The following is an 18,549-nucleotide window of genomic DNA, read 5'->3' as shown; positions in this document are numbered from 1 at the left end:
CAAGTGTGCCCATACCCGCAATCCCGAGGCGGGTTTCGGGCTAGAATCTGTCATCTTCCGACAAACACAAATAGAGGCCAGCCATGAAGCAGATTACCGCCATCATCAAACCGTTCAAGCTCGACGAAGTGCGCGAGGCGCTGGCGGATGTGGGCGTGACCGGCCTCACCGTGACTGAGGTAAAGGGCTTCGGCCGCCAGAAGGGCCACACCGAGCTGTATCGTGGCGCCGAGTACGTGGTCGATTTCCTGCCGAAGATCAAGATCGAAGTGGTCGTGGCCGAGAACCAGCTCGACACCGTGCTCGATTCGATCGTGAAGGCTGCCCACACGGGCAAGATCGGTGACGGCAAGATCTTTGTGACCGAGATCGAGCGCGTGATCCGTATCCGCACCGGTGAGCAGGACGAAGCCGCAGTCTGATTGGGACTCATCGTCCAGACGCAAAAAAGCCGGCCCAGCGCCGGCTTTTTTTCGTTTCTGAGGGTTCTGCTAGCTTGGCAGTTTCCAGCCAAGCTGTACGGACAGCAGGCGCATGGCGATCGTGACAAGCGCCCCGGTCAGCAGCGCCGCCTCCTGGTCGGCGCGTAGCCAAGTCAGGCCGACATAGACCCAGCAGCCCACAAACGAGCAGGTGGCGTAGGGCGAGCGGTCGCGCAGGATCATCGGCACTTCATTGCAGAGCACGTCGCGGACCACGCCGCCGAACACTGCCGAGATGATGCCCATCATCACCGCCACGGTCGGCGTCATCTGCGCCACCAGCGCCAGCGAGGTGCCCGTGACGGAGAACAGCCCCAGGCCGATGGCATCGGCGACCAGCATCGCCCGGTTCGAGGCCACCGTGCTCACCACGCGAAATACGATGGCCGCGCCGATCGACATCGCGAAGATCAGCAGCACGTAGTACTCGTGCTCGACCCAGTAGAACGGGCGCCGGTCCAGCAGGACGTCGCGCACGGTGCCGCCGCCGAACGCGGTGGCGAACGCGACGATGAACGTGCCGACGGCATCGAGCCGCTGCTTGCGCGCATCCACCACGCCCGAAATCGCAAACGCGAGCACGCCGACCACCTCCATCGCATGGAGGATCAGCGGCAGCCGCCCCATCAACAGATCGAACGGCAGGTGCATCGACATCAGGCGCGGGGCTGACGCAGCAAGACCATTAGGGCGCCGGCCCCGCCCAGCGACTCGCGGGCCTGGACGAAGGCGATGACTTCCTCCTTCTGCACCAGCCAGCTGCGCACCTTGCCCTTGAGGACCGGCAGCTTGTCCGGGGAGCCGATGCCCTTGCCGTGGATCACGCGCACGCAACGCACGCCGTTGCGCACCGAGCGGCGCAGGAATTCGGCCAGTGCCTCGCGCGCCTCGTCGCTGCGCAGGCCGTGCAGGTCCACTTTGTCTTGCGGTACCCACTCGCCACGGCGGAGCTTGCGGACCACGTCGATGCCGATACCGGGGCGCCGGAACGACATGGTTTCGTCGATATCGAGCAGATTCTCGACATCGAATTCGTCGGACAACGAGGCTTCCAGCACGGCTTTGTCGTTAAGCTGGGTCTGGACGGCGACGGGCGGGGGACGCTTGGGCGGATGCGCCACGTGGTTACGGTCACGCAGGGCGCTGACCTGGCCGACATTGCTGCGGAAGACGTTGGCTTCCTCGTCGGCGCGGCGGGCGGCGGCTTCGGCGGCCACGCGCTCGGCCTCGCGGCGTTCGGCGTCAGCCTTGAGATTGTCACGCACCGCGGCCAGATCGTGCAGGCCGAAGCGCTTGGAAGGGGATTTTGCGCCGTGCGACATGGAAAGATTCTCCGGGGGCTCGGCGTCGATTATAAGGGGATTGCGAGGGGGAGCGGCCTCCGCGCCGTCCACGTCGGAGGGGGTGGAGGCCGTGGCGCTTACTGCAGTGCCTCTACGAAGCGCTGGGCGTCCAGCGCGGCCATGCAGCCCGTGCCGGCGCTGGTGATGGCCTGGCGGTAGATGTGGTCCTGCACGTCGCCGGCGGCGAACACGCCCGGGATGTTGGTGGCCGTGGCATCGCCGGACAGGCCGCTCTTGGTCACGATGTAGCCGTTCTTCATGTCCAACTGGCCCACGAAGAGGTCGGTGTTCGGCTTGTGGCCAATCGCCACGAACACGCCGGCCAGCTTCAGGTCCTCGGTCTTGGCGGTGTCCTTGGTGCTGCGGATGCGCAGGCCGGTCACGCCCGACTCATCGCCCAGCACTTCATCGAGCGTATGGTCGTAGCGCAGTTCCACGCGGCCTTCCTTGACGCGCTGGAGCAGGCGGTCCACCAGGATCGGTTCGGCCTTGAACTTGTCGCGGCGGTGGATCAGGGTGACCTTGCTGGCGATATGCGACAGGTACAGCGCCTCTTCCACGGCCGTGTTGCCGCCGCCGACCACGGCGACTTCCTGGTTCTTGTAGAAGAAACCGTCGCAGGTGGCGCAGGCGGACACGCCGCGGCCCATGAACGACTCTTCCGACGGCAGGCCCAGGTACTGCGCCGAGGCGCCCGTGGCGATGATCAGCGCGTCGCAGGTGTACTCGCCCGAGTCCCCGATCAGGCGGATCGGCTTCTCGGTCAGCTTGGCCGTGTGGATGTGATCGAAGATGATTTCGGTGTTGAAGCGCTCGGCATGGGCCAGGAAACGCTGCATCAGGTCCGGGCCCTGCACGCCATTGGCGTCGGCGGGCCAGTTTTCCACGTCGGTGGTGGTCATCAGCTGGCCGCCCTGGGCCAGGCCGGTAATCAGCACGGGCTGGAGGTTGGCGCGGGCGGCGTAGACGGCGGCGGTGTAGCCGGCCGGACCCGACCCGAGAATCAGCACTTTTGCGTGTTTTGCGGACATGTTGCGTTCCTGTGGCCGGCGTACGCGCGTGTTGCGTTCGCGCCGGTGTAACTCGAAACCGCCATTATAAGTGGGCTGGCGTTTGCCGACTGTTGCAAATTCCAATGGGGCCGATAGCGCGCGCAAGGTTAAAATGGCCGCCATCGTCCACCCCGAGCGATCTGAAGCGATCATCCGAACCCAAGGCATGGCCCGCGCTACCACCACTACCCGGACCGACCCGTCGGCACTCCCCTCGCGAATCGCCAAGCTGCTGGGCGAGGTGCGCTGGTTCCTGCTGCTGGCCGTTACGCTCGGCTTCGTGTGCGTGCTGGCCAGCTACAGCAAGGCGGACCCCGGCTGGTCTCACGCCAGCCAGGTGGCCGATATCCACAATCTGGGCGGCCGCGTGGGCGCCTGGGTGGCGGACGTGCTGTTCTTCATCTTCGGCTTCTCCGCCTACTGGTGGAGCGTGCTGCTGATGCGCCGCTGCTGGCGCGGCTGGCGCACCCTGACCGCCGAACTCCCCGAGCGCGTGCCGGATCCGCAGCACAGCGTGGCGATCAGCTGGATCGGCTTTGGCCTGACGCTGGTATCGAGCATGGGCCTCGAGGCCATCCGCATGTACCCGCTGCGCGCCGCGCTGCCGCGCGCCCCGGGTGGCGTGCTGGGCGACCTGCTCGGCGGCTGGCTGCAACTGGCGCTGGGCTTTTCCGGCGCCACGCTGCTGTTGCTGCTGATGTTCGCCATCGGGCTGTCGCTGTTCTTCCATTTCTCCTGGCTCTCCGTGGCCGAACACGTCGGCGGCTTCGTCGAAACGCTGTTCCTCGGCTTCAAGGCSCGCCGCGAGARSAAGCAGGACCGCATCATCGGYGMSGCGGCCAAGGTSGWRCGSACCGARACCGTGGAAGTGCAGCGCGTGCGCCAGGAGGAAGCCACCCCGGTGCAGATCGTGCGCCCGCAGGCCGTGCCCAAGCACGAACGGGTGGAGCGCGAGAAGCAGCAGCCGCTGTTCGCCGATATCCAGGACTCCGACCTGCCGCCGCTGTCGCTGCTCGACGCCGTGCCGGCCCATCAGGAGACGGTGAGCGCCGAAACGCTCGAATTCACGTCGCGGCTGATCGAGAAGAAGCTCAAGGACTTCGGCGTCGAAGTCAAGGTCGTGGCCGCCTACCCGGGGCCGGTCATCACCCGCTATGAGATCGAGCCGGCTACCGGCGTCAAGGGCAGTCAGATCGTCAATCTGGCGCGCGACCTGGCGCGTTCGCTGTCGCTGGTGTCGATCCGCGTGGTGGAAACCATCCCGGGCAAGAACTACATGGGGCTGGAGCTGCCGAACCCCAAGCGCCAGACCGTTCGCCTGACTGAAATTCTCGGTTCCCACGTCTACAACGAAAGCGCGTCCAGCCTGACCATGGCGCTGGGCAAGGACATCGCCGGCAAGCCGATGGTGGCSGACCTSGCCAAGATGCCGCACTGCATGGTGGCCGGCACSACYGGCTCSGGCAAGTCGGTGGGCATCAACGCGATGATCCTGTCGCTGCTCTACAAGGCCAAGCCCGAGGCCGTGCGCCTGATCCTGATCGACCCGAAGATGCTGGAAATGAGCGTCTACGAGGGCATTCCGCACCTGCTCTGCCCGGTGGTCACGGACATGCGCCAGGCCGGCAACGCGCTGAACTGGGCCGTGGGCGAGATGGAGCGGCGCTACAAGCTCATGAGCAAGCTGGGCGTGCGCAACCTGGCCGGCTACAACAAGAAGATCGATGAGGCGGCGGCGCGCGAGGAAAAGGTGCCGAATCCGTTCAGCCTGACGCCGGACGCCCCCGAGCCGCTCGAGAAGCTGCCGACCATCGTCATCGTCATCGACGAACTGGCCGACCTGATGATGGTGGTGGGCAAGAAGGTCGAGGAACTGATCGCCCGTATCGCCCAGAAGGCCCGCGCGGCCGGCCTGCATTTGGTGCTGGCCACCCAGCGGCCGTCCGTGGATGTGATTACCGGCCTGATCAAGGCCAATGTGCCGACGCGGATCGCGTTCCAGGTCAGCAGCAAGATCGACTCGCGCACCATCCTCGACCAGCAGGGCGCCGAGGCGCTGCTGGGCATGGGCGACATGCTCTACCTCGCGCCGGGCACCGGGTTTCCGGTGCGCGTTCACGGCGCCTTCGTCTCCGATGAGGAAGTGCACCGCGTGGTGGAGCAGCTCAAGGCGTCCGGCGAGGCCAACTATATCGAGGGCATTCTCGAAGGCGGGCTGGTCGATGGCGACGGCGCGGGCGACAGCCTGGGCGGCGGCGCTGGCATTGGCGGCGGGGGCGGCGAGGCCGATCCGCTGTACGATCAGGCCGTCGAGGTGGTGGTCAAGAATCGCCGGGCGTCGATCTCGCTGGTGCAGCGCCACCTGCGCATCGGCTACAACCGCGCCGCGCGGCTGCTCGAGGATATGGAGAAGGCCGGACTGGTCTCGGCCATGTCGGGCAACGGCAACCGCGACATCCTGGTGCCCGCCGGCGCCGGCGCCGGCGCCGGGGCGGGCGCGCGCGACGACGACTGAACGCGTCCGGGGCGGCAAAGGGCGGCGAAGGGTGGCCGGCGTCAAATGTGACGCGTAACATACCGTTACCCCGGTCACAGGAATCCGGCGCCCCGCGCCCGGCTCTAACCGGGCATCCACTACTCAGGAAAGGCTGACTCCATGCGACATCGCATTCTTGCGTCCACCTGCGCCGCGCTTGTGCTGCTGACGGCTGCCGCATCGGCCGCCCAGGCCGCCGCGACAGACCAGCTGCAGAGTTTTGTGACCAGCGTGAAGACCGCGCGTGGCGAATTCACCCAGAAACAGCTCAAGGGGCAGGGCGGCGAAGGCAAGGCCGGCGGCACGTCCAGCGGCACTTTCGCGTTCTCGCGCCCCGGCAAGTTCACGTGGCGCTACACCAAGCCCTACGAGCAACTGCTCCAGGCCGATGGCCAGACGCTGTTCATCTACGATAAAGACCTGAACCAGGTGACCGAGCGCAAGCTGGACAACGCGCTGGGCTCGAGCCCGGCCGCCATCCTGTTCGGGAGCAACGACCTGAGCAAGAATTTCGATGTGAAGAACGGCGCCACGCGCGACGGCGTGGAATGGCTGGAGCTGACGCCAAAGTCGAAAGACACCCAGTTCGAGAAGATCCAGATCGGCTTCAAGGCCGGCAACCTGGAGGCGATGGAGTTGCGCGATGCCTTCGGCAATACCACGCTGCTGACCTTCTCGGCGATGCAGAAGAATCCGTCGCTGCCGGCGGACACGTTCCGCTTCACGGTGCCGAAGGGCGCCGACGTGATGAAGCAATGAGGCCCACCATGCCCGCCGATTTTTCGCCGTCCGTTCTGAAGCCCCGCCTGCTGGCCGGGGCCGCCGTCCTGCTGCTGGCCGCCTGCGCCCAGGCGCCGGCCAATCGGTTCGACGTGGATGCCTTCCTGCGTGCATCGGATACGGCCATGCCCGAAGTGCTCGGCAATCCGGACTTCCTCAAGGCCACGCGCGTGCCGCACTCGCAGTGCGCCACGCTGCTCCAATCGGCGCACAGCGGGGTGCTGGAAGACCTGCCGGCCAGCAATGCGGCGCGTGGGCCGGCATGGCTGCTCCATCCGGCCGATGCGCCGGACAAGGTATGGCTGGTGGTGGGAGTGGCCGGCGGCGAGCGGACCTGCCATGGCCCGCTGCCTGCGGACGCCATGAAGACGCTGGCCGACCGGGCCAAGGGCTGACGCCCGCGGCGCTACGCCTGCGCTTCGCGCGCGTAGCGCTGGCGCGGCACCGGCAGCTTCTGCAGTTTCTCGCGCCGGATCCTGATCGCTTCCTCGTCGCCGCGCTTGATCGCGGCGCGCAACTTCAACACGGCTTTCCGATATTGCTTCTTCTTGCGGATGCGGGTCGTGATGGCCATGGCAGTGGCTTCCTCCTGGCGAGCCGGCCGTCGGGCCGGCGGGGTTGGAAAAGCTGGGCAAGCCTGGGTAGACCTAGGTAAGCGTCAAGGCGAGCCCCATGGTATCAGAGGAGGAAGCGGCGGTTGTCGTTGGGCGGATACTGGCTTTCCACCTTCTTGAACCGCAGCTTGGTGCTGCTGTTGAGCTTGCGCCCTGCCATCTTGCGCTGCAACTGCCGGTGCACGGCGCGGATATGGCCGACCGAGCCCTGGGCATAGGGCTGGCCATCGGTGGCGCCGGGCAGGCCGCCGCCGGCAGCAAGTGCAGCATTGTGCGCTTCCGCCGATTTCTTGATCAGCACGTCCAGCGCCTGGCGCGCGCGCACGGCCGCGTGCAGCGGACCATCGGCCGGATTGGCCTTGGCCCGCACCGCGTCCTGCGGCAGCCGCACGTTGCCGGCCACGCGGCGCAGCGCCGCGCGCAGTTCGGCGCCATCGAACTGGCCTTCCTGGACGATCCACACCGCGTCATGGCGCAGCCAGCCTTCCACATCGGCCAGCCGGCGCAGCAGCGCGGGCATCAGCATCCGACCGCCGAAGCGGCGCGAGCGCCGGATCGCGGACAGTCCGATGCGGCGTACCTGCGGGTTCTCATGGTCGACCAGATCCTCGATCAGGCGGTCGGCCTCCTCCTGCGATCCGATCATTTCGGAAAACTGCCCTGCCAACGAGATTTCTTCCACGCCGCTGAGCTTGTTCTTGCTCGCGAGGCGGGACATCTTGAACAACAGCATGCGGTAACGCAGCATAGGGATCCTCGAACTTGTAACCGATGAATCTGCCACGCCCGGTCGGGTGATACGCGGGCCATTGGATGTTATCGGCAAGGTTGAAGGGATTCTTTAGGCCATCGGGCGATGGTCTACACTGTCACGTTCCGCGCCGCGGCCAGCCCGCGCGCGCCCAGATCCAAGAGGTAGAACCATCGTGGCGGATTCGCTGTTTTCCGACCCCCCTGAACGTTCCCGGCAGCCGCTGGCGGAACGCCTGCGCCCGCGCACCATCGACGAAGTCATCGGCCAGCAGCATCTGCTGGGGGCCGGCAAGCCGCTGCGCGTGGCGTTCGCGTCCGGCGAGCCGCATTCGATGATCCTGTGGGGTCCGCCCGGCGTGGGCAAGACCACGCTGGCGCGGCTGATGGCCAGCGCGTTCGATGCCGAGTTCATCGCGCTGTCGGCCGTGCTGTCGGGCGTCAAGGACATCCGCGAGGCGGTGGAGCGCGCCGAGCAGTACCGCGCCCACGGCCGCCGCACGCTGGTGTTTGTCGACGAAGTGCACCGCTTCAACAAGAGCCAGCAGGATGCCTTTCTGCCGCACGTGGAAAGCGGCCTGTTCACGTTCATCGGCGCCACCACGGAAAACCCATCGTTCGAGGTCAACGGCGCGCTGCTGTCCCGGGCGGCCGTCTACGTGCTCAAGAGTCTGGACGACGCCGAACTGAAGCAGCTCGTGCTGCGCGCCAGCGAGGAACTGGGCGGGCTGACCTGGGAGGACGAGGCGCTCCAGCTGATCGTCGGCTCGGCCGACGGCGACGGGCGCAAGCTGCTGAACAATATCGAGATCGTCGCGCGCGCGGCCCGCAACGCGGGGCAGGACCGCATCGACACGCCGCTGCTGGGCAGCGCGCTGGCCGAGAACCTGCGCCGCTTCGACAAGGGCGGTGATGCGTTCTACGACCAGATCAGCGCGCTCCACAAGTCCGTGCGCGGGTCCGATCCGGACGGCACGCTGTACTGGTTCTGCCGCATGCTCGATGGCGGCGCCGATCCGCGCTACCTCGCGCGGCGCATCGTGCGGATGGCCTGGGAGGACATCGGGCTGGCCGATCCACGTGCTGCGCGCATCACATTAGATGCGGCTGAGACCTACGAGCGGCTCGGCTCGCCCGAGGGCGAACTGGCGCTGGCCCAGGCGCTGCTGTACCTCGCCGTCGCCCCGAAATCGAATGCCGGCTACAACGCCTACAACGCCGCGCGGGCCTTCGTGGCCAAGGACAAGTCGCGCCAGGTGCCGGTGCACCTGCGCAACGCGCCGACCAAGCTGATGAAGGAACTCGGTTACGGCCACGCCTACCGCTACGCGCACGACGAGCCCGAGGCCTACGCCGCCGGCGAGCACTACCTGCCCGACGACCTCCGCCGCCAGGACTGGTACCAGCCCACACCACGTGGCCTGGAAGGCAAGATCAGCGACAAACTGCGCCATCTGCGCGACCTCGACGCGGCCTGGCATCGCGAACATCGGCCGGACAAGGGCGGTGAGAAAGAGTGAGACGACTCTGAAAATGCCGAACAAGGCTGGAAAAGGGCGCTGACTCCGTCGCGGCAGGGGGTGCCGGTGCAGTAAAATGGCGCCCATCGCCGGCATGTCGCCGGCACTGCACATCCATCGCTCCCGCAACATGCTCGACATCCAGCTGCTCCGCAAAGACATCGACGCCGTGGCCCAACGGCTGGCCACGCGCGGTTTTCAACTCGACGTGGCGACGTTCCAGGCCCTCGAGGCCGAACGCAAGCAACTGCAAACGCAGACCGAAGACCTGCAGGCGCGCCGCAACAGCTTGTCGAAGCAGATCGGCATGCTCAAGGGCAAGGGCGAAGACGCCTCCGGCCCGATGGCCGAGGTCGCCGGCATTGGCGACACGCTGAAGGCGTCGGCCCAGCGCCTGGCCGAGATCCAGGAACAGATCCACGACGCGATCATGTCGGTCCCGAACCTGCCGGACGCGAGCGTGCCGGTGGGCAGCGACGAGACCGGCAATGTCGAGGTACGCCGCGTCGGCACGCCGCGCACGTTCGACTTCGAGGTCAAGGACCACGTGGACGTGGGCGCGAAGCTCGGCCTCGACTTCGAGACCGCCACGCGCGTGACCGGCTCGCGCTTCTCCTTCCTGCGTGGCGGCCTGGCGCGCATGCACCGCGCGCTGGTGCAGCTGATGGTGGACACCCACACGCTCGAGCACGGCTACACCGAGATGTACGTGCCGTACATCGTCAATGCCGCGTCGATGCGTGGCACGGGCCAACTGCCCAAGTTCGAGGACGACCTGTTCAAGGTGCCGCGCAAGGTCGGCGGCGAGGATGGCCAGGACACCATCGAGAACTTCTACCTGATCCCGACCGCCGAAGTGCCGCTGACCAATATGGTCCGCGACGCCATCGTGGCCGGCGACAAGCTGCCGCTGCGCTACGTCGCCCACACGCCGTGCTTCCGCTCGGAAGCAGGCTCGTACGGCAAGGACACGCGCGGCATGATCCGCCAGCATCAGTTCGACAAGGTGGAGATGGTGCAGGTGGTGCCGCCCGAGCAGTCGATGGACGCGCTCGAGCAGATGACCGGCCATGCCGAGGCCATCCTCAAGAAGCTGGAACTGCCGTTCCGCACCGTGGTGCTCTGCACGGGCGACATGGGCTTCGGCAGCACCAAGACCTATGACATCGAGGTGTGGATTCCGGCGCAGAACACCTACCGCGAGATCAGCTCGTGCTCGAGCATGGGCGACTTCCAGGCGCGCCGCATGCAGGCCCGCTTCCGCGCGGGGCAGGGCAAGCCGGAACTCGTGCACACGCTGAACGGCTCGGGCCTGGCCGTGGGCCGCACGCTGGTGGCGATTCTCGAGAACTACCAGAATGCCGACGGTTCGCTGACCGTGCCGAAGGCGCTGCAGCCGTATATGGGCGGCATCACAACGCTGCAACCGGAGGCGTAAAAATTATTGCGCAAGCCGCTTGCAAAGGCGGGCGCAACATCGCTATAATCTTGGTTTCGCCGCAAGGTCGACCAAGTTACCGGAGAGGTGGCAGAGTGGTCGAATGTACCTGACTCGAAATCAGGCGTACCGGCGACGGTACCGTGGGTTCGAATCCCACCCTCTCCGCCAAATAAGAAGCTGCCCGGTTCGCTGGGTAAGCAACAAATAGCAGTAACACTCAGACCGACGCACTGTGCAAGCAGGCGTCGGTTTTGTTTTTCTACACGTCCCCTCCCGCGTTCCCTCTACACATCCCAATACGGCGGACTGCCGATCGCTTCGCGCAGGTGCTCCACCAGCGCACGCAGCTTGGCGGACGCGCGTCGGCCTCCCGCGTGGGCGACGTAGATCGATTCGGCTGCCGTCTGCACGCCGATGTCCACGCTCCGCAACGCGCCCGATTTCAATGCAGCGCCGGCCAGGAAGGTCGGCAATAGCGCGATGCCGAGGCCGGCCAGCGCCGCGTCCAGCATCATGTCGCCGTTGTTGACCCGCAGGCGGGCGCGGGCGCGTAGCGAAGTCATTTCGCCGTCCTGCAGGAACGACCAGTCCGCGATGCCCCGATTCGTATAGAAGATGCCGTGATGGCGCTGCAAGGCCTCGGGCGAGTCTGGCGCGCCGCATTGGTCGAGGTAGGCCGGCGATGCCACGAGCAGCCGGCGGCTCGGCGCCAGGGGCCACGCCACCAGCCGCGAATCGCCGACGGCGCCGTGGCGGATCACCGCGTCGTAGCCTTCCGATGACGCATCCACGCGACGGTCGTCCAGATCTAGTGAGAGATCGATGTCGGGATGCCGGGCCAGGAAGGGGTAGAGCGCCGGCCCCAGGTGCAGGCGTCCGAACGTGACTGGCGCGGCGATCCGCAGCGGGCCGGACAGCGTGCCGCGCCGCTCGGTCATCTCCGCTGCGGCGTCCTCCACTTCCCGCAGGATCCGGGTGGCGCGTTCCAGGAACGCGGCGCCGTCTTCGGTCAGGCTCACCCGCCGCGTGGTGCGGTGAAGCAGGCGCGCGCCCAGCACCTGCTCCATCTCCGCCAGCCGCTCGCTGACTACCGATTTCGACAGGTGCAGCCGGCGCGCCGCCTCTGTGATCGACCCAGACTCGGCCACCGCCACGAAACTCGCCACCCCTTCCAGTTTGAACATTGTTCGGTTTTTCCGAAAAGCAGAATCGTGATTAGCAATATACCGCTATCTAATCCCAGCGCCCATACTGGGTTCAGACGCGGCGCACCTGGGTGTGCCGAACCGAAATCGATAGATCAAATCAACGAATCAACTCAACGGAAACCGGAGCACATCATGGAACGACTGAACGGCAAGGTGGCGATCATCACGGGTGCAAGCAGCGGCATTGGCCTGGCCACGGCGGAGTTGTTTGCGAAGGAGGGCGCGAAGCTCGTGGTTGGCGCGCGGCGGCAGGCGGAACTGGACGCCCTCGTGGCCCGCATCCGCGCCGCCGGTGGCGAGGCGGTTGCACTGGCGGGCGACGTCCGGGACGAAAACTATGCCCGCGCCCTGGTGGATCTGGCGGTCGAGCAGTACGGCAAGTTGGACATCGCCTTCAACAACGCGGGCACGTTGGGCGAAGGCGGCCCGAGCACCGGGGTGTCGGAAGCCGGCTGGAACGACACGCTGGCGATCAACCTGACCGGCGCGTTCCTCGGCGCCAAGCACCAGATCGCGCAGATGGCGAAGCAGGGCGGGGGATCGGTGATCTTCACGTCGACGTTCGTCGGCTACTCGTTCGCGTTCCCGGGCGTGGCCGCCTATGCCGCGAGCAAGGCCGGCCTGATCGGCCTGACGCAGGCGCTGGCGTCCGAGTACGGGCCGCAAGGCGTGCGGGTCAACGCCATCCTGCCGGGCGCGGTGGACACCGAAATGTATCGTGACATGAACAATACGACCGAATCGCAGGCGTTCATCACCGGACTCCACGCTCTCAAGCGCGTGGCCAAGCCGGAAGAACTGGCGCGGTCGGTGCTGTACCTGGCGTCTGACGACGCGGCGTTCGTGACCGGCACGGCGTCCCTGGTGGACGGCGGCGCCTCCATCACGCGCACGTGACTCAGACCTGAGTCAGTGGTCCCCGGCTGAAGCGGCGGTCGGCGCCACCGCGCCCGGCAGCCGCGACACCAGCAGCTGGTCGATCTTGTGATGATCGATATCCAGCACCTCGAAGCGGTAGCCCGCCACGGTGATCGACTCGGATTTCTTCGGAATCCGCTTCAGCGAGTAGATCACCAGGCCGGCCGCCGTATCGACGTAGTCCTCGCCGGGCAGCGAATCGAGCTCGAGCGCCTTCTTGAGGTCCACCAGCGGCGTCACGCCGTCCACCAGCCATGACGTCTCGTCGCGCCGCACGATCTGCTCGTCCTCGGCCGAATACAGGATGTCCCCCATCAGCGCGCCGACGATGTCGTCGAGCGTGACGATGCCCACCACGAGCCCGTACTCGTTCATCACCACCGCAAAGCTCTCGTGCATCTCGCGGAACCGCGTCAGGGACTCGGACAGCGTCAGCGTGTCCGGAATCACCAGCACGTTCTTGTCGTGATGCCGGCCGATGTTGCCGAGCACCGTGGCGCTCTCGTCGGCCAGCAGCCGTTGCAGGATGTCCTTCGAGTCGATATAGCCCAGCACGTCGTCCAGGTCGTGACCGCAGACCGGGTATTGCGCGTGCGGCTGGCTGACCAGCTTGCGGCGCACGCTGTCGGCGGTCTCGTCCAGCGTCAGGAAGATCACGTCGTCACGCGGGGTCATGATCGCCGTAATGCCCTTCGAGTCGAGTTCGAACACGTTTTCGATCAGGTGCAGCTCGTGCTTGTGGAGCACGCCGGCCTCGGCGCCGGCATCGACCATCGCGGCGATGTCCTCGGTGGTGATCTGGTCCACCGGCTTGGTCGGGATGCCGAGCAGCTTCAGCATCGCGTCCGCCGCCGCGTTGAAGATCCACACCACCGGCTTCAGCACGCGCAGCAGCGTGAGAATCGGCTCAATGACCACCACCGCGCAGCGCTCGGGGAAGGTCATGGCGATGCGCTTCGGAATCAGGTCCGCGAACTGGATGAACAGCAGCGTCACCACCAGGAAGGAGCCGATATTGGCCACGCGCAGCGCGTGGGTGGCGCTCATATAGGGGGTCAGCGCGGCGAAGACGAGGTCGGAGACGTGTTTCTCGCCCAGGATACCGGCGAGGATGGCCACGCTGTTCACGCCGATCTGCACGATGGTGAAGAAGTTGCCGGGCTCTTCCTTGAGCCGCAGCACCTTGGTGGCGCGGCGGTCGCCGCGCTCGGCCAGGACCTGGAGCTTGGTGCGCCGGGCGGCCGTCAGCGCGATCTCCGAAATCGAGAAGAACGCGCTTATCAGGACGAGGAGAATCAGGGTCAGGACGAACATGGGGGTTTCACGCGCCTGTCGGGGCGGGTTGATGATGGTGTACGCCGCGCAGGTCTGTCAATGCGGCGTTTCTGAGGGCGGCGCGGCTCATTTCTCGGGCGCGTCGAACTGCACGCGCGGGGCTTCGAGCCGGTGGGGCAGGGTGGCCGCCAGCTCGGCGGCGGCGGCCGTGAACTGGGTGCGCATGTCGTCCACGAGGCTGGAGGCGCCCCGGTGGCTCGCGCGCAGCAGCTGGATCTCGAAAGGCAGCATCGGCTCGATATCGTGCAGTGCCACATTGTCCGGATTGGCGCTCAGGGCCGTGTACTGGTCGAGCACGGTCAGGCCGAGCCCCGCATCGACGAGTGCCAGCGCCAGCGAGTAGGTCTGCACCTCCAGCGTGGAATGCGGCTCCAGGGCGTGGCGCGCCAGCGTCTGCCGCACCAGCAGGCCCAGCGAGGTGTCGTCGTCGTAGCCGACGAAGGGGCGGTCCATCAGCTTGTGCATCGACACCGCCCCGCGCCGCCCCCCGGCCGGCAGCGGCAGCGTGCGCGGCACAGCCAGCAGCATCCGGCCGGCGGCTACCGGCTCCGAGGAGATGGCCTCGTGCCGGGGCGGCGAAAAGGCGAAACCCACGTCGATCTGGTTGGCCAGCAGCGCGTCCACGATCTCGTTGGTATGGTGCGTCAGCACCTGGACCTGCGTTTCCGGATGCCGCGCGCAGAAGCGCCGCACGGCCGGCACCAGCAGCGGGTTGGCCAGGCTCGGCGTGGCGGCCACGCGCAGCCGGCCGGCGCCCTTGTGGCGCAGGCTCTCCGACACGCGCCGCACGCGCTCGATCTCCCCATATAGCCTTTCGACATCCCCATAGAGCGCGGTCGCCTCGGGCGTGGGCTGCAGCCGGCCGCGCACGCGCTCGAACAAACGAAAGCCCAGCGAGGCCTCGGCGTGCTGCAACACTCGCGTCACCACGGGCTGGGAGACGTGGAGCAGGCGCGCGGCCTCGCTGACGGTGCCGGTCAGCATGACGGCGCGGAAGACTTCGATCTGGCGCAGGCGCATCGTTGTGGTGCTGGATATTGTCCGGAAAGGTGCGGCGGAAACCGGCCAGGACGGCCGTGCACTACGGGTAAGCCCGGGTGGCCGGCATCCATAGCCTGGGGACATATTCTGGCACGTATTGGCATTGGGCAAGCCGCGCGCGGTGGACTACGCTCTGGCCCATCGTTTCGATATGGATGGCAAGGCAGGTTCGATGCGCATAGCGATTGTGGGAGCAGGGGTGGTCGGCATGACCACCGCATGGCGGCTGGCCCAGGACGGCCACGAGGTCACCGTACTGGAGCGCCACGAGGGGCCGGGCGAGGAGACGAGCTTCGCCAACGGCGGGCAGCTGAGCTACAGCTATGTGGCGCCGCTGGCCGGGCCGGGCGTGCTGTCGAAGGTGCCGGGCTGGCTGCTGGACCGCGATTCGCCGATGCGCTTCCGTCCGACCGCCGATCCCGCCCAGTGGCGCTGGCTGCTGGCCTTCGTGCAGGCGTGCAACGCCGCCACCAGCGAGGCGACCACGCGCAAGCTGCTGCGGCTGGCCTTTTATTCGCGGGACCTGATGCAGGCCTTCGTGGAAGGCCCGGAGGCACGCGGCGAGGGCGGCGGCTTCGATTTCGCGCGGCGCGGCAAGCTGGTGGTGCATCGCAACGAAGCCGCCTATGCATCGGCCTGCCGGCTGCTGGACTACCAGGCCAGCCTGGGCTGCGAGCAGCAGGCGCTGGACCGCGACGCCACGGTGGCGCTGGAGCCCGCGCTGGCCGGCATCCGGGGCGACATCGCCGGCGCCATCTACACGCCGAGCGAAGAAGTGGGCGATTGTCATCGCTTTTGCCTCTCGCTGGCCCATCTGTTGCAAGGGAAGGGCAATGTGTCGATGCGGTTTGGCACACGTGTCACTGGATTGATGACATCGGGCGTCCAGGTGGTGGGCGTGAGGACGACCGATGACGAGGTGCGCGCGGACGCGGTGATCGTCGCGGGCGGCATCGGCAGCGTGCCGCTGCTGCGTCCGCTCGGCGTACGGCCGATGCTGTGGCCGCTCAAGGGCTACAGCATCACGGTGCCGATCGCCGATGGCGCCCGGGCGCCGCATATCAGCGTGACGGACTTCGCCAACAAGATCGTCTACGCGCGCATCGGCAATACGCTGCGCGTGGCCGGCATGGCGGATCTGGTGCGCGGCGGGCCGACCATCGACCGCGAGCGCGCGCAGACACTGGTCGCCCAGACCCGCGCCGTGTTTGGCGGCGTGGCCAATGGCGCCGGCCTCGACGCCCTGCAGCCCTGGGCGGGCCTGCGCCCGGCCACGCCGGACGGCCTGCCGCTGGTCGGCCCGTCGCGCCTGCCGGGCCTGTGGCTGAACCTGGGCCATGGCGCGCTCGGGTTCACGCTGGCGATGGGCAGCGCGGGGATGCTGGCGGACCAGTTGGCCGGCCGCGCGCCGGCCAGCGGCGCAGAAGATTTCAGTGCGGCCCGGGCCTGACCGGCGCACAACGGGTGTTGAAGTTTGTAGTACGGAAGTGGGATTGCCTCGAGCTGATTAAACCAAGCCCCATCAAGGAGCGAAAACCATGAAGTCACTGCGTGTCCGTCTGACCCCTACCTGCCTGTCCACCCGCCTGCTGGCCGCCGCCGTGCTGGCCTGCGCTGCCGCCGGCGCGCACGCCGCCGATGGCGATACGCTCAAGAAGATCAAGGACACCGGCGTGATCTCGCTCGGCTACCGCGAGTCGTCGATTCCGTTCTCGTACACGGACGGCAAGGAGGTCATGGGCTACTCGCACGAGATCCTGTTGCAGATCGTCGACAAGATCAAGACGACGCTGAACATGCCGAACCTGCAGGTCAAGCTGACGCCGATCACCTCGCAGAACCGCATCCCACTGATGCAGAACGGTACGATCGACATCGAATGCGGCAGCACGACCAACAATCTCGAGCGCCAGAAGCAGGTGGCCTTCTCGAACAGCCTGTTCGTCTACGGTATCAAGATGCTGACCAAGAAGGACTCGGGCGTGACCGACTTCGCCCAGCTCAAGGGCCGCAACGTGGTCACCACGGCCGGCACCACGGGCGAGCGCCTGCTGGTCAAGATGAACGGCGAGCAGGGCATGAACATGAACCTGACCAGCGCCAAGGACCATGGCCAGGCGTTCCTGATCCTGGAGACGGGCCGTGCGGTAGCCTTCGTGATGGACGAGCCGCTGCTGTACGGCGAGCGCACCAAGGCCAAGAACGCGAGCGAATGGGTCGTGGCCGGCGAGCCGCTCCAGACCGAGAACTACGCGTGCATGTTCCGCAAGGACGACGCCTCGTTCAAGAAGCTGGCCGATGGCGTGGTGTCGGACCTGATGCTGAGCGGCCGTGCCGACAAGCTGTACACGAAGTGGTTCCAGTCGCCGATTCCGCCGCGCAACATCAATATGAACTACCCGCTGTCGCCGGACATGAAGGCGCTGTTCGCGGCGCCGAACGACAAGGCGTTCCAGTAAGCAGGGAGGGACTGGCGGCGCCGCGGTCCGCCCCGCCCGCCCCCTGGGTGGGGTGGCGGATCGGTTATATAGCCATAATGAATCGTTATTTCGCGTTTGATAGTGTTTGCGGTAGTGTGGAGCCCGTTATAGGCTCTTAGGAGCCTCCGGTTCGCCCCCAAAAGGGGCAGCCGGCCTGATCCGCCTCTCACACTGGAGAATTTATGCGCTCGATTCGTACTGGCTTGCTTAAATCCCTGTTGGCTTCCGCGCTGCTGGCTGGCGTTGCCGGTTTCACGGCCACGGCCGCCAGCGCCGCCGATCTGCTCGACACGGTCAAGCAAGCCGGCGTGCTCAAGATTGGCGTGGAAGGCACGTACCCGCCGTTCGGTTATCGCGGCGCGAAGAACGAACTCGAGGGCTTCGACGTGGACGTGGCGCGCGCCATCGCCGGCAAGCTCGGCGTGAAGCCGGAGTTCGTGACCACCGAATGGAGCGCGATCATCGCCGGCCTGCAGGCGGGCAAGTTCGACATCATCGTCAACCAGGTCGCGGTCACGCCGCAGCGCAAGCAGACCCTCGATTTCTCCACGCCCTACGTCTATTCGGCAGCCCAGTTGATCCAGCGCAAGGACGACAAGCGCGAGTTCAAGTCGCTGGACGACCTGAAGAGCCACAAGCTGGGCGTCAGCCTGGGCAGCAACTACAACGAACTGGCCAAATCGGTGGCCGGCATCGACGTGAAGACCTATCCCGGCGCGCCTGAGTACCTGCGCGACCTGGCCTCGCAGCGGATCGACGCGGCGCTCAATGACAGGCTGATGGTCAACTACCTGATCAAGAACGCCAACCTGCCGCTGCGCCCGGGCGCCGTGGTGCCCGGCGCCAATACCGAGGTCGCCATCCCGTTCCGCAAGGACAATCCGAAGTTCGCCCAGGCCATCGACAAGGCGCTGGAAGACCTGCGCAAGGACGGCACGCTGGTGAAGCTGTCGACCAAGTGGTTCGGCTCGGATGTGACCAAGGCGCCGAAGTAAGCGGACAGGGTTGCGCCCCCCGCCGGGCCAACCCGCTCCCAGCCCGTACCAGCA

General features: G+C 66.5%; 18 protein-coding genes and 1 tRNA gene. 11 read left to right on the top strand and 8 right to left on the bottom strand.

Going from position 1 to position 18,549, the window contains the following annotated elements; genetic code table 11:
- The first annotated feature begins 83 nt into the window (after positions 1-83).
- The gene (gene glnK / locus AC1DEL_RS19255; protein WP_061957551.1) at positions 84-422 is read left to right on the top strand and encodes a P-II family nitrogen regulator; all 339 of its coding nucleotides are present in this window, start codon (positions 84-86) and stop codon (positions 420-422) included.
- Positions 423-491: 69 nt separating this feature from the next.
- On the opposite strand, the gene AC1DEL_RS19250 is transcribed toward glnK, so the two are convergent.
- From AC1DEL_RS19250 to trxB, 3 genes are all read right to left on the bottom strand, one after another.
- Positions 492-1,133: a trimeric intracellular cation channel family protein gene (locus tag AC1DEL_RS19250; RefSeq protein ID WP_177219978.1), complete on the bottom strand. Its 642-nt coding sequence runs from the start codon at positions 1,131-1,133 to the stop codon at positions 492-494.
- Between the two features lie 5 nt (positions 1,134-1,138).
- On the bottom strand, positions 1,139-1,804 hold the full coding sequence (locus tag AC1DEL_RS19245) for a Smr/MutS family protein (RefSeq protein ID WP_477126128.1): 666 nt from the start codon (positions 1,802-1,804) through the stop codon (positions 1,139-1,141).
- 98 nt (positions 1,805-1,902) lie between these two features.
- Positions 1,903-2,856: a thioredoxin-disulfide reductase gene (gene trxB, locus AC1DEL_RS19240; protein ID WP_092298334.1), complete on the bottom strand. Its 954-nt coding sequence runs from the start codon at positions 2,854-2,856 to the stop codon at positions 1,903-1,905.
- 187 nt (positions 2,857-3,043) lie between these two features.
- Here trxB and AC1DEL_RS19235 point away from each other — a divergent pair, with 187 nt between their 5' ends.
- From AC1DEL_RS19235 to AC1DEL_RS19225, 3 genes are all read left to right on the top strand, one after another.
- The gene (locus AC1DEL_RS19235; protein WP_477159151.1) at positions 3,044-5,392 is read left to right on the top strand and encodes a DNA translocase FtsK; all 2,349 of its coding nucleotides are present in this window, start codon (positions 3,044-3,046) and stop codon (positions 5,390-5,392) included.
- Between the two features lie 141 nt (positions 5,393-5,533).
- Positions 5,534-6,172: an outer membrane lipoprotein chaperone LolA gene (gene lolA / locus AC1DEL_RS19230; protein WP_092298337.1), complete on the top strand. Its 639-nt coding sequence runs from the start codon at positions 5,534-5,536 to the stop codon at positions 6,170-6,172.
- Between the two features lie 8 nt (positions 6,173-6,180).
- Positions 6,181-6,588 (top strand): hypothetical protein, encoded by a 408-nt coding sequence (locus AC1DEL_RS19225; protein ID WP_441644527.1) that lies wholly within the window; start codon positions 6,181-6,183, stop codon positions 6,586-6,588.
- Between the two features lie 11 nt (positions 6,589-6,599).
- On the opposite strand, the gene AC1DEL_RS19220 is transcribed toward AC1DEL_RS19225, so the two are convergent.
- Positions 6,600-6,767, bottom strand: a complete 168-nt coding sequence (locus AC1DEL_RS19220; RefSeq protein WP_176860900.1) for a hypothetical protein — start codon at positions 6,765-6,767, stop codon at positions 6,600-6,602.
- 104 nt (positions 6,768-6,871) lie between these two features.
- Positions 6,872-7,555 carry a hypothetical protein gene (locus AC1DEL_RS19215; protein ID WP_092298340.1) on the bottom strand — a complete coding sequence of 228 codons (684 nt, stop codon included), beginning with the start codon at positions 7,553-7,555 and terminating at the stop codon, positions 6,872-6,874.
- Between the two features lie 178 nt (positions 7,556-7,733).
- On the opposite strand from AC1DEL_RS19215, the gene AC1DEL_RS19210 reads away from it, so the two are divergent.
- The 3 genes from AC1DEL_RS19210 to AC1DEL_RS19200 all read left to right on the top strand — a co-directional run bounded on the left by AC1DEL_RS19210 (position 7,734) and on the right by AC1DEL_RS19200 (position 10,686).
- Entirely contained in the window at positions 7,734-9,077 is a 1,344-nt protein-coding gene (locus AC1DEL_RS19210; protein ID WP_092298343.1) for a replication-associated recombination protein A, read from the top strand.
- 130 nt (positions 9,078-9,207) lie between these two features.
- Positions 9,208-10,515, top strand: coding sequence for a serine--tRNA ligase (gene serS, locus AC1DEL_RS19205; RefSeq protein WP_092298474.1), 1,308 nt, complete (start codon positions 9,208-9,210; stop codon positions 10,513-10,515).
- A gap of 81 nt (positions 10,516-10,596) precedes the next feature.
- Positions 10,597-10,686, top strand: a tRNA-Ser gene (locus AC1DEL_RS19200).
- 116 nt (positions 10,687-10,802) lie between these two features.
- Here AC1DEL_RS19200 and AC1DEL_RS19195 read toward each other — a convergent pair.
- Positions 10,803-11,702, bottom strand: a complete 900-nt coding sequence (locus AC1DEL_RS19195) for a LysR family transcriptional regulator (protein WP_092298347.1) — start codon at positions 11,700-11,702, stop codon at positions 10,803-10,805.
- 156 nt (positions 11,703-11,858) lie between these two features.
- On the opposite strand from AC1DEL_RS19195, the gene AC1DEL_RS19190 reads away from it, so the two are divergent.
- A complete protein-coding gene (locus tag AC1DEL_RS19190; protein WP_092298350.1) occupies positions 11,859-12,623 on the top strand; it encodes an SDR family oxidoreductase in 765 nt (254 codons plus the stop codon).
- Positions 12,624-12,635: 12 nt separating this feature from the next.
- Here AC1DEL_RS19190 and paeA read toward each other — a convergent pair whose 3' ends face one another.
- Complete coding sequence (gene paeA, locus AC1DEL_RS19185; protein ID WP_477126126.1) at positions 12,636-13,958, bottom strand: polyamine export protein PaeA; 1,323 nt, start codon at positions 13,956-13,958, stop codon at positions 12,636-12,638.
- An 87-nt stretch (positions 13,959-14,045) separates the two neighbouring features.
- Positions 14,046-14,999, bottom strand: coding sequence for a LysR family transcriptional regulator (locus tag AC1DEL_RS19180; protein WP_092298356.1), 954 nt, complete (start codon positions 14,997-14,999; stop codon positions 14,046-14,048).
- 193 nt (positions 15,000-15,192) lie between these two features.
- Here AC1DEL_RS19180 and AC1DEL_RS19175 point away from each other — a divergent pair, with 193 nt between their 5' ends.
- The 3 genes from AC1DEL_RS19175 to AC1DEL_RS19165 all read left to right on the top strand — a co-directional run bounded on the left by AC1DEL_RS19175 (position 15,193) and on the right by AC1DEL_RS19165 (position 18,495).
- Entirely contained in the window at positions 15,193-16,470 is a 1,278-nt protein-coding gene (locus AC1DEL_RS19175) for a D-amino acid dehydrogenase (RefSeq protein WP_477126125.1), read from the top strand.
- A gap of 88 nt (positions 16,471-16,558) precedes the next feature.
- Positions 16,559-17,479 carry a glutamate/aspartate ABC transporter substrate-binding protein gene (locus AC1DEL_RS19170; RefSeq protein ID WP_092298359.1) on the top strand — a complete coding sequence of 307 codons (921 nt, stop codon included), beginning with the start codon at positions 16,559-16,561 and terminating at the stop codon, positions 17,477-17,479.
- 203 nt (positions 17,480-17,682) lie between these two features.
- A complete protein-coding gene (locus tag AC1DEL_RS19165) occupies positions 17,683-18,495 on the top strand; it encodes a transporter substrate-binding domain-containing protein (protein ID WP_092298362.1) in 813 nt (270 codons plus the stop codon).
- Positions 18,496-18,549 lie beyond the last annotated feature (54 nt).

The sequence above is a fragment of the Cupriavidus sp. 10L43_2 genome (assembly GCF_056395265.1).
Note: the sequence above shows the minus strand (reverse complement) of the source record. Positions and strands in the feature narration are given on the sequence as shown.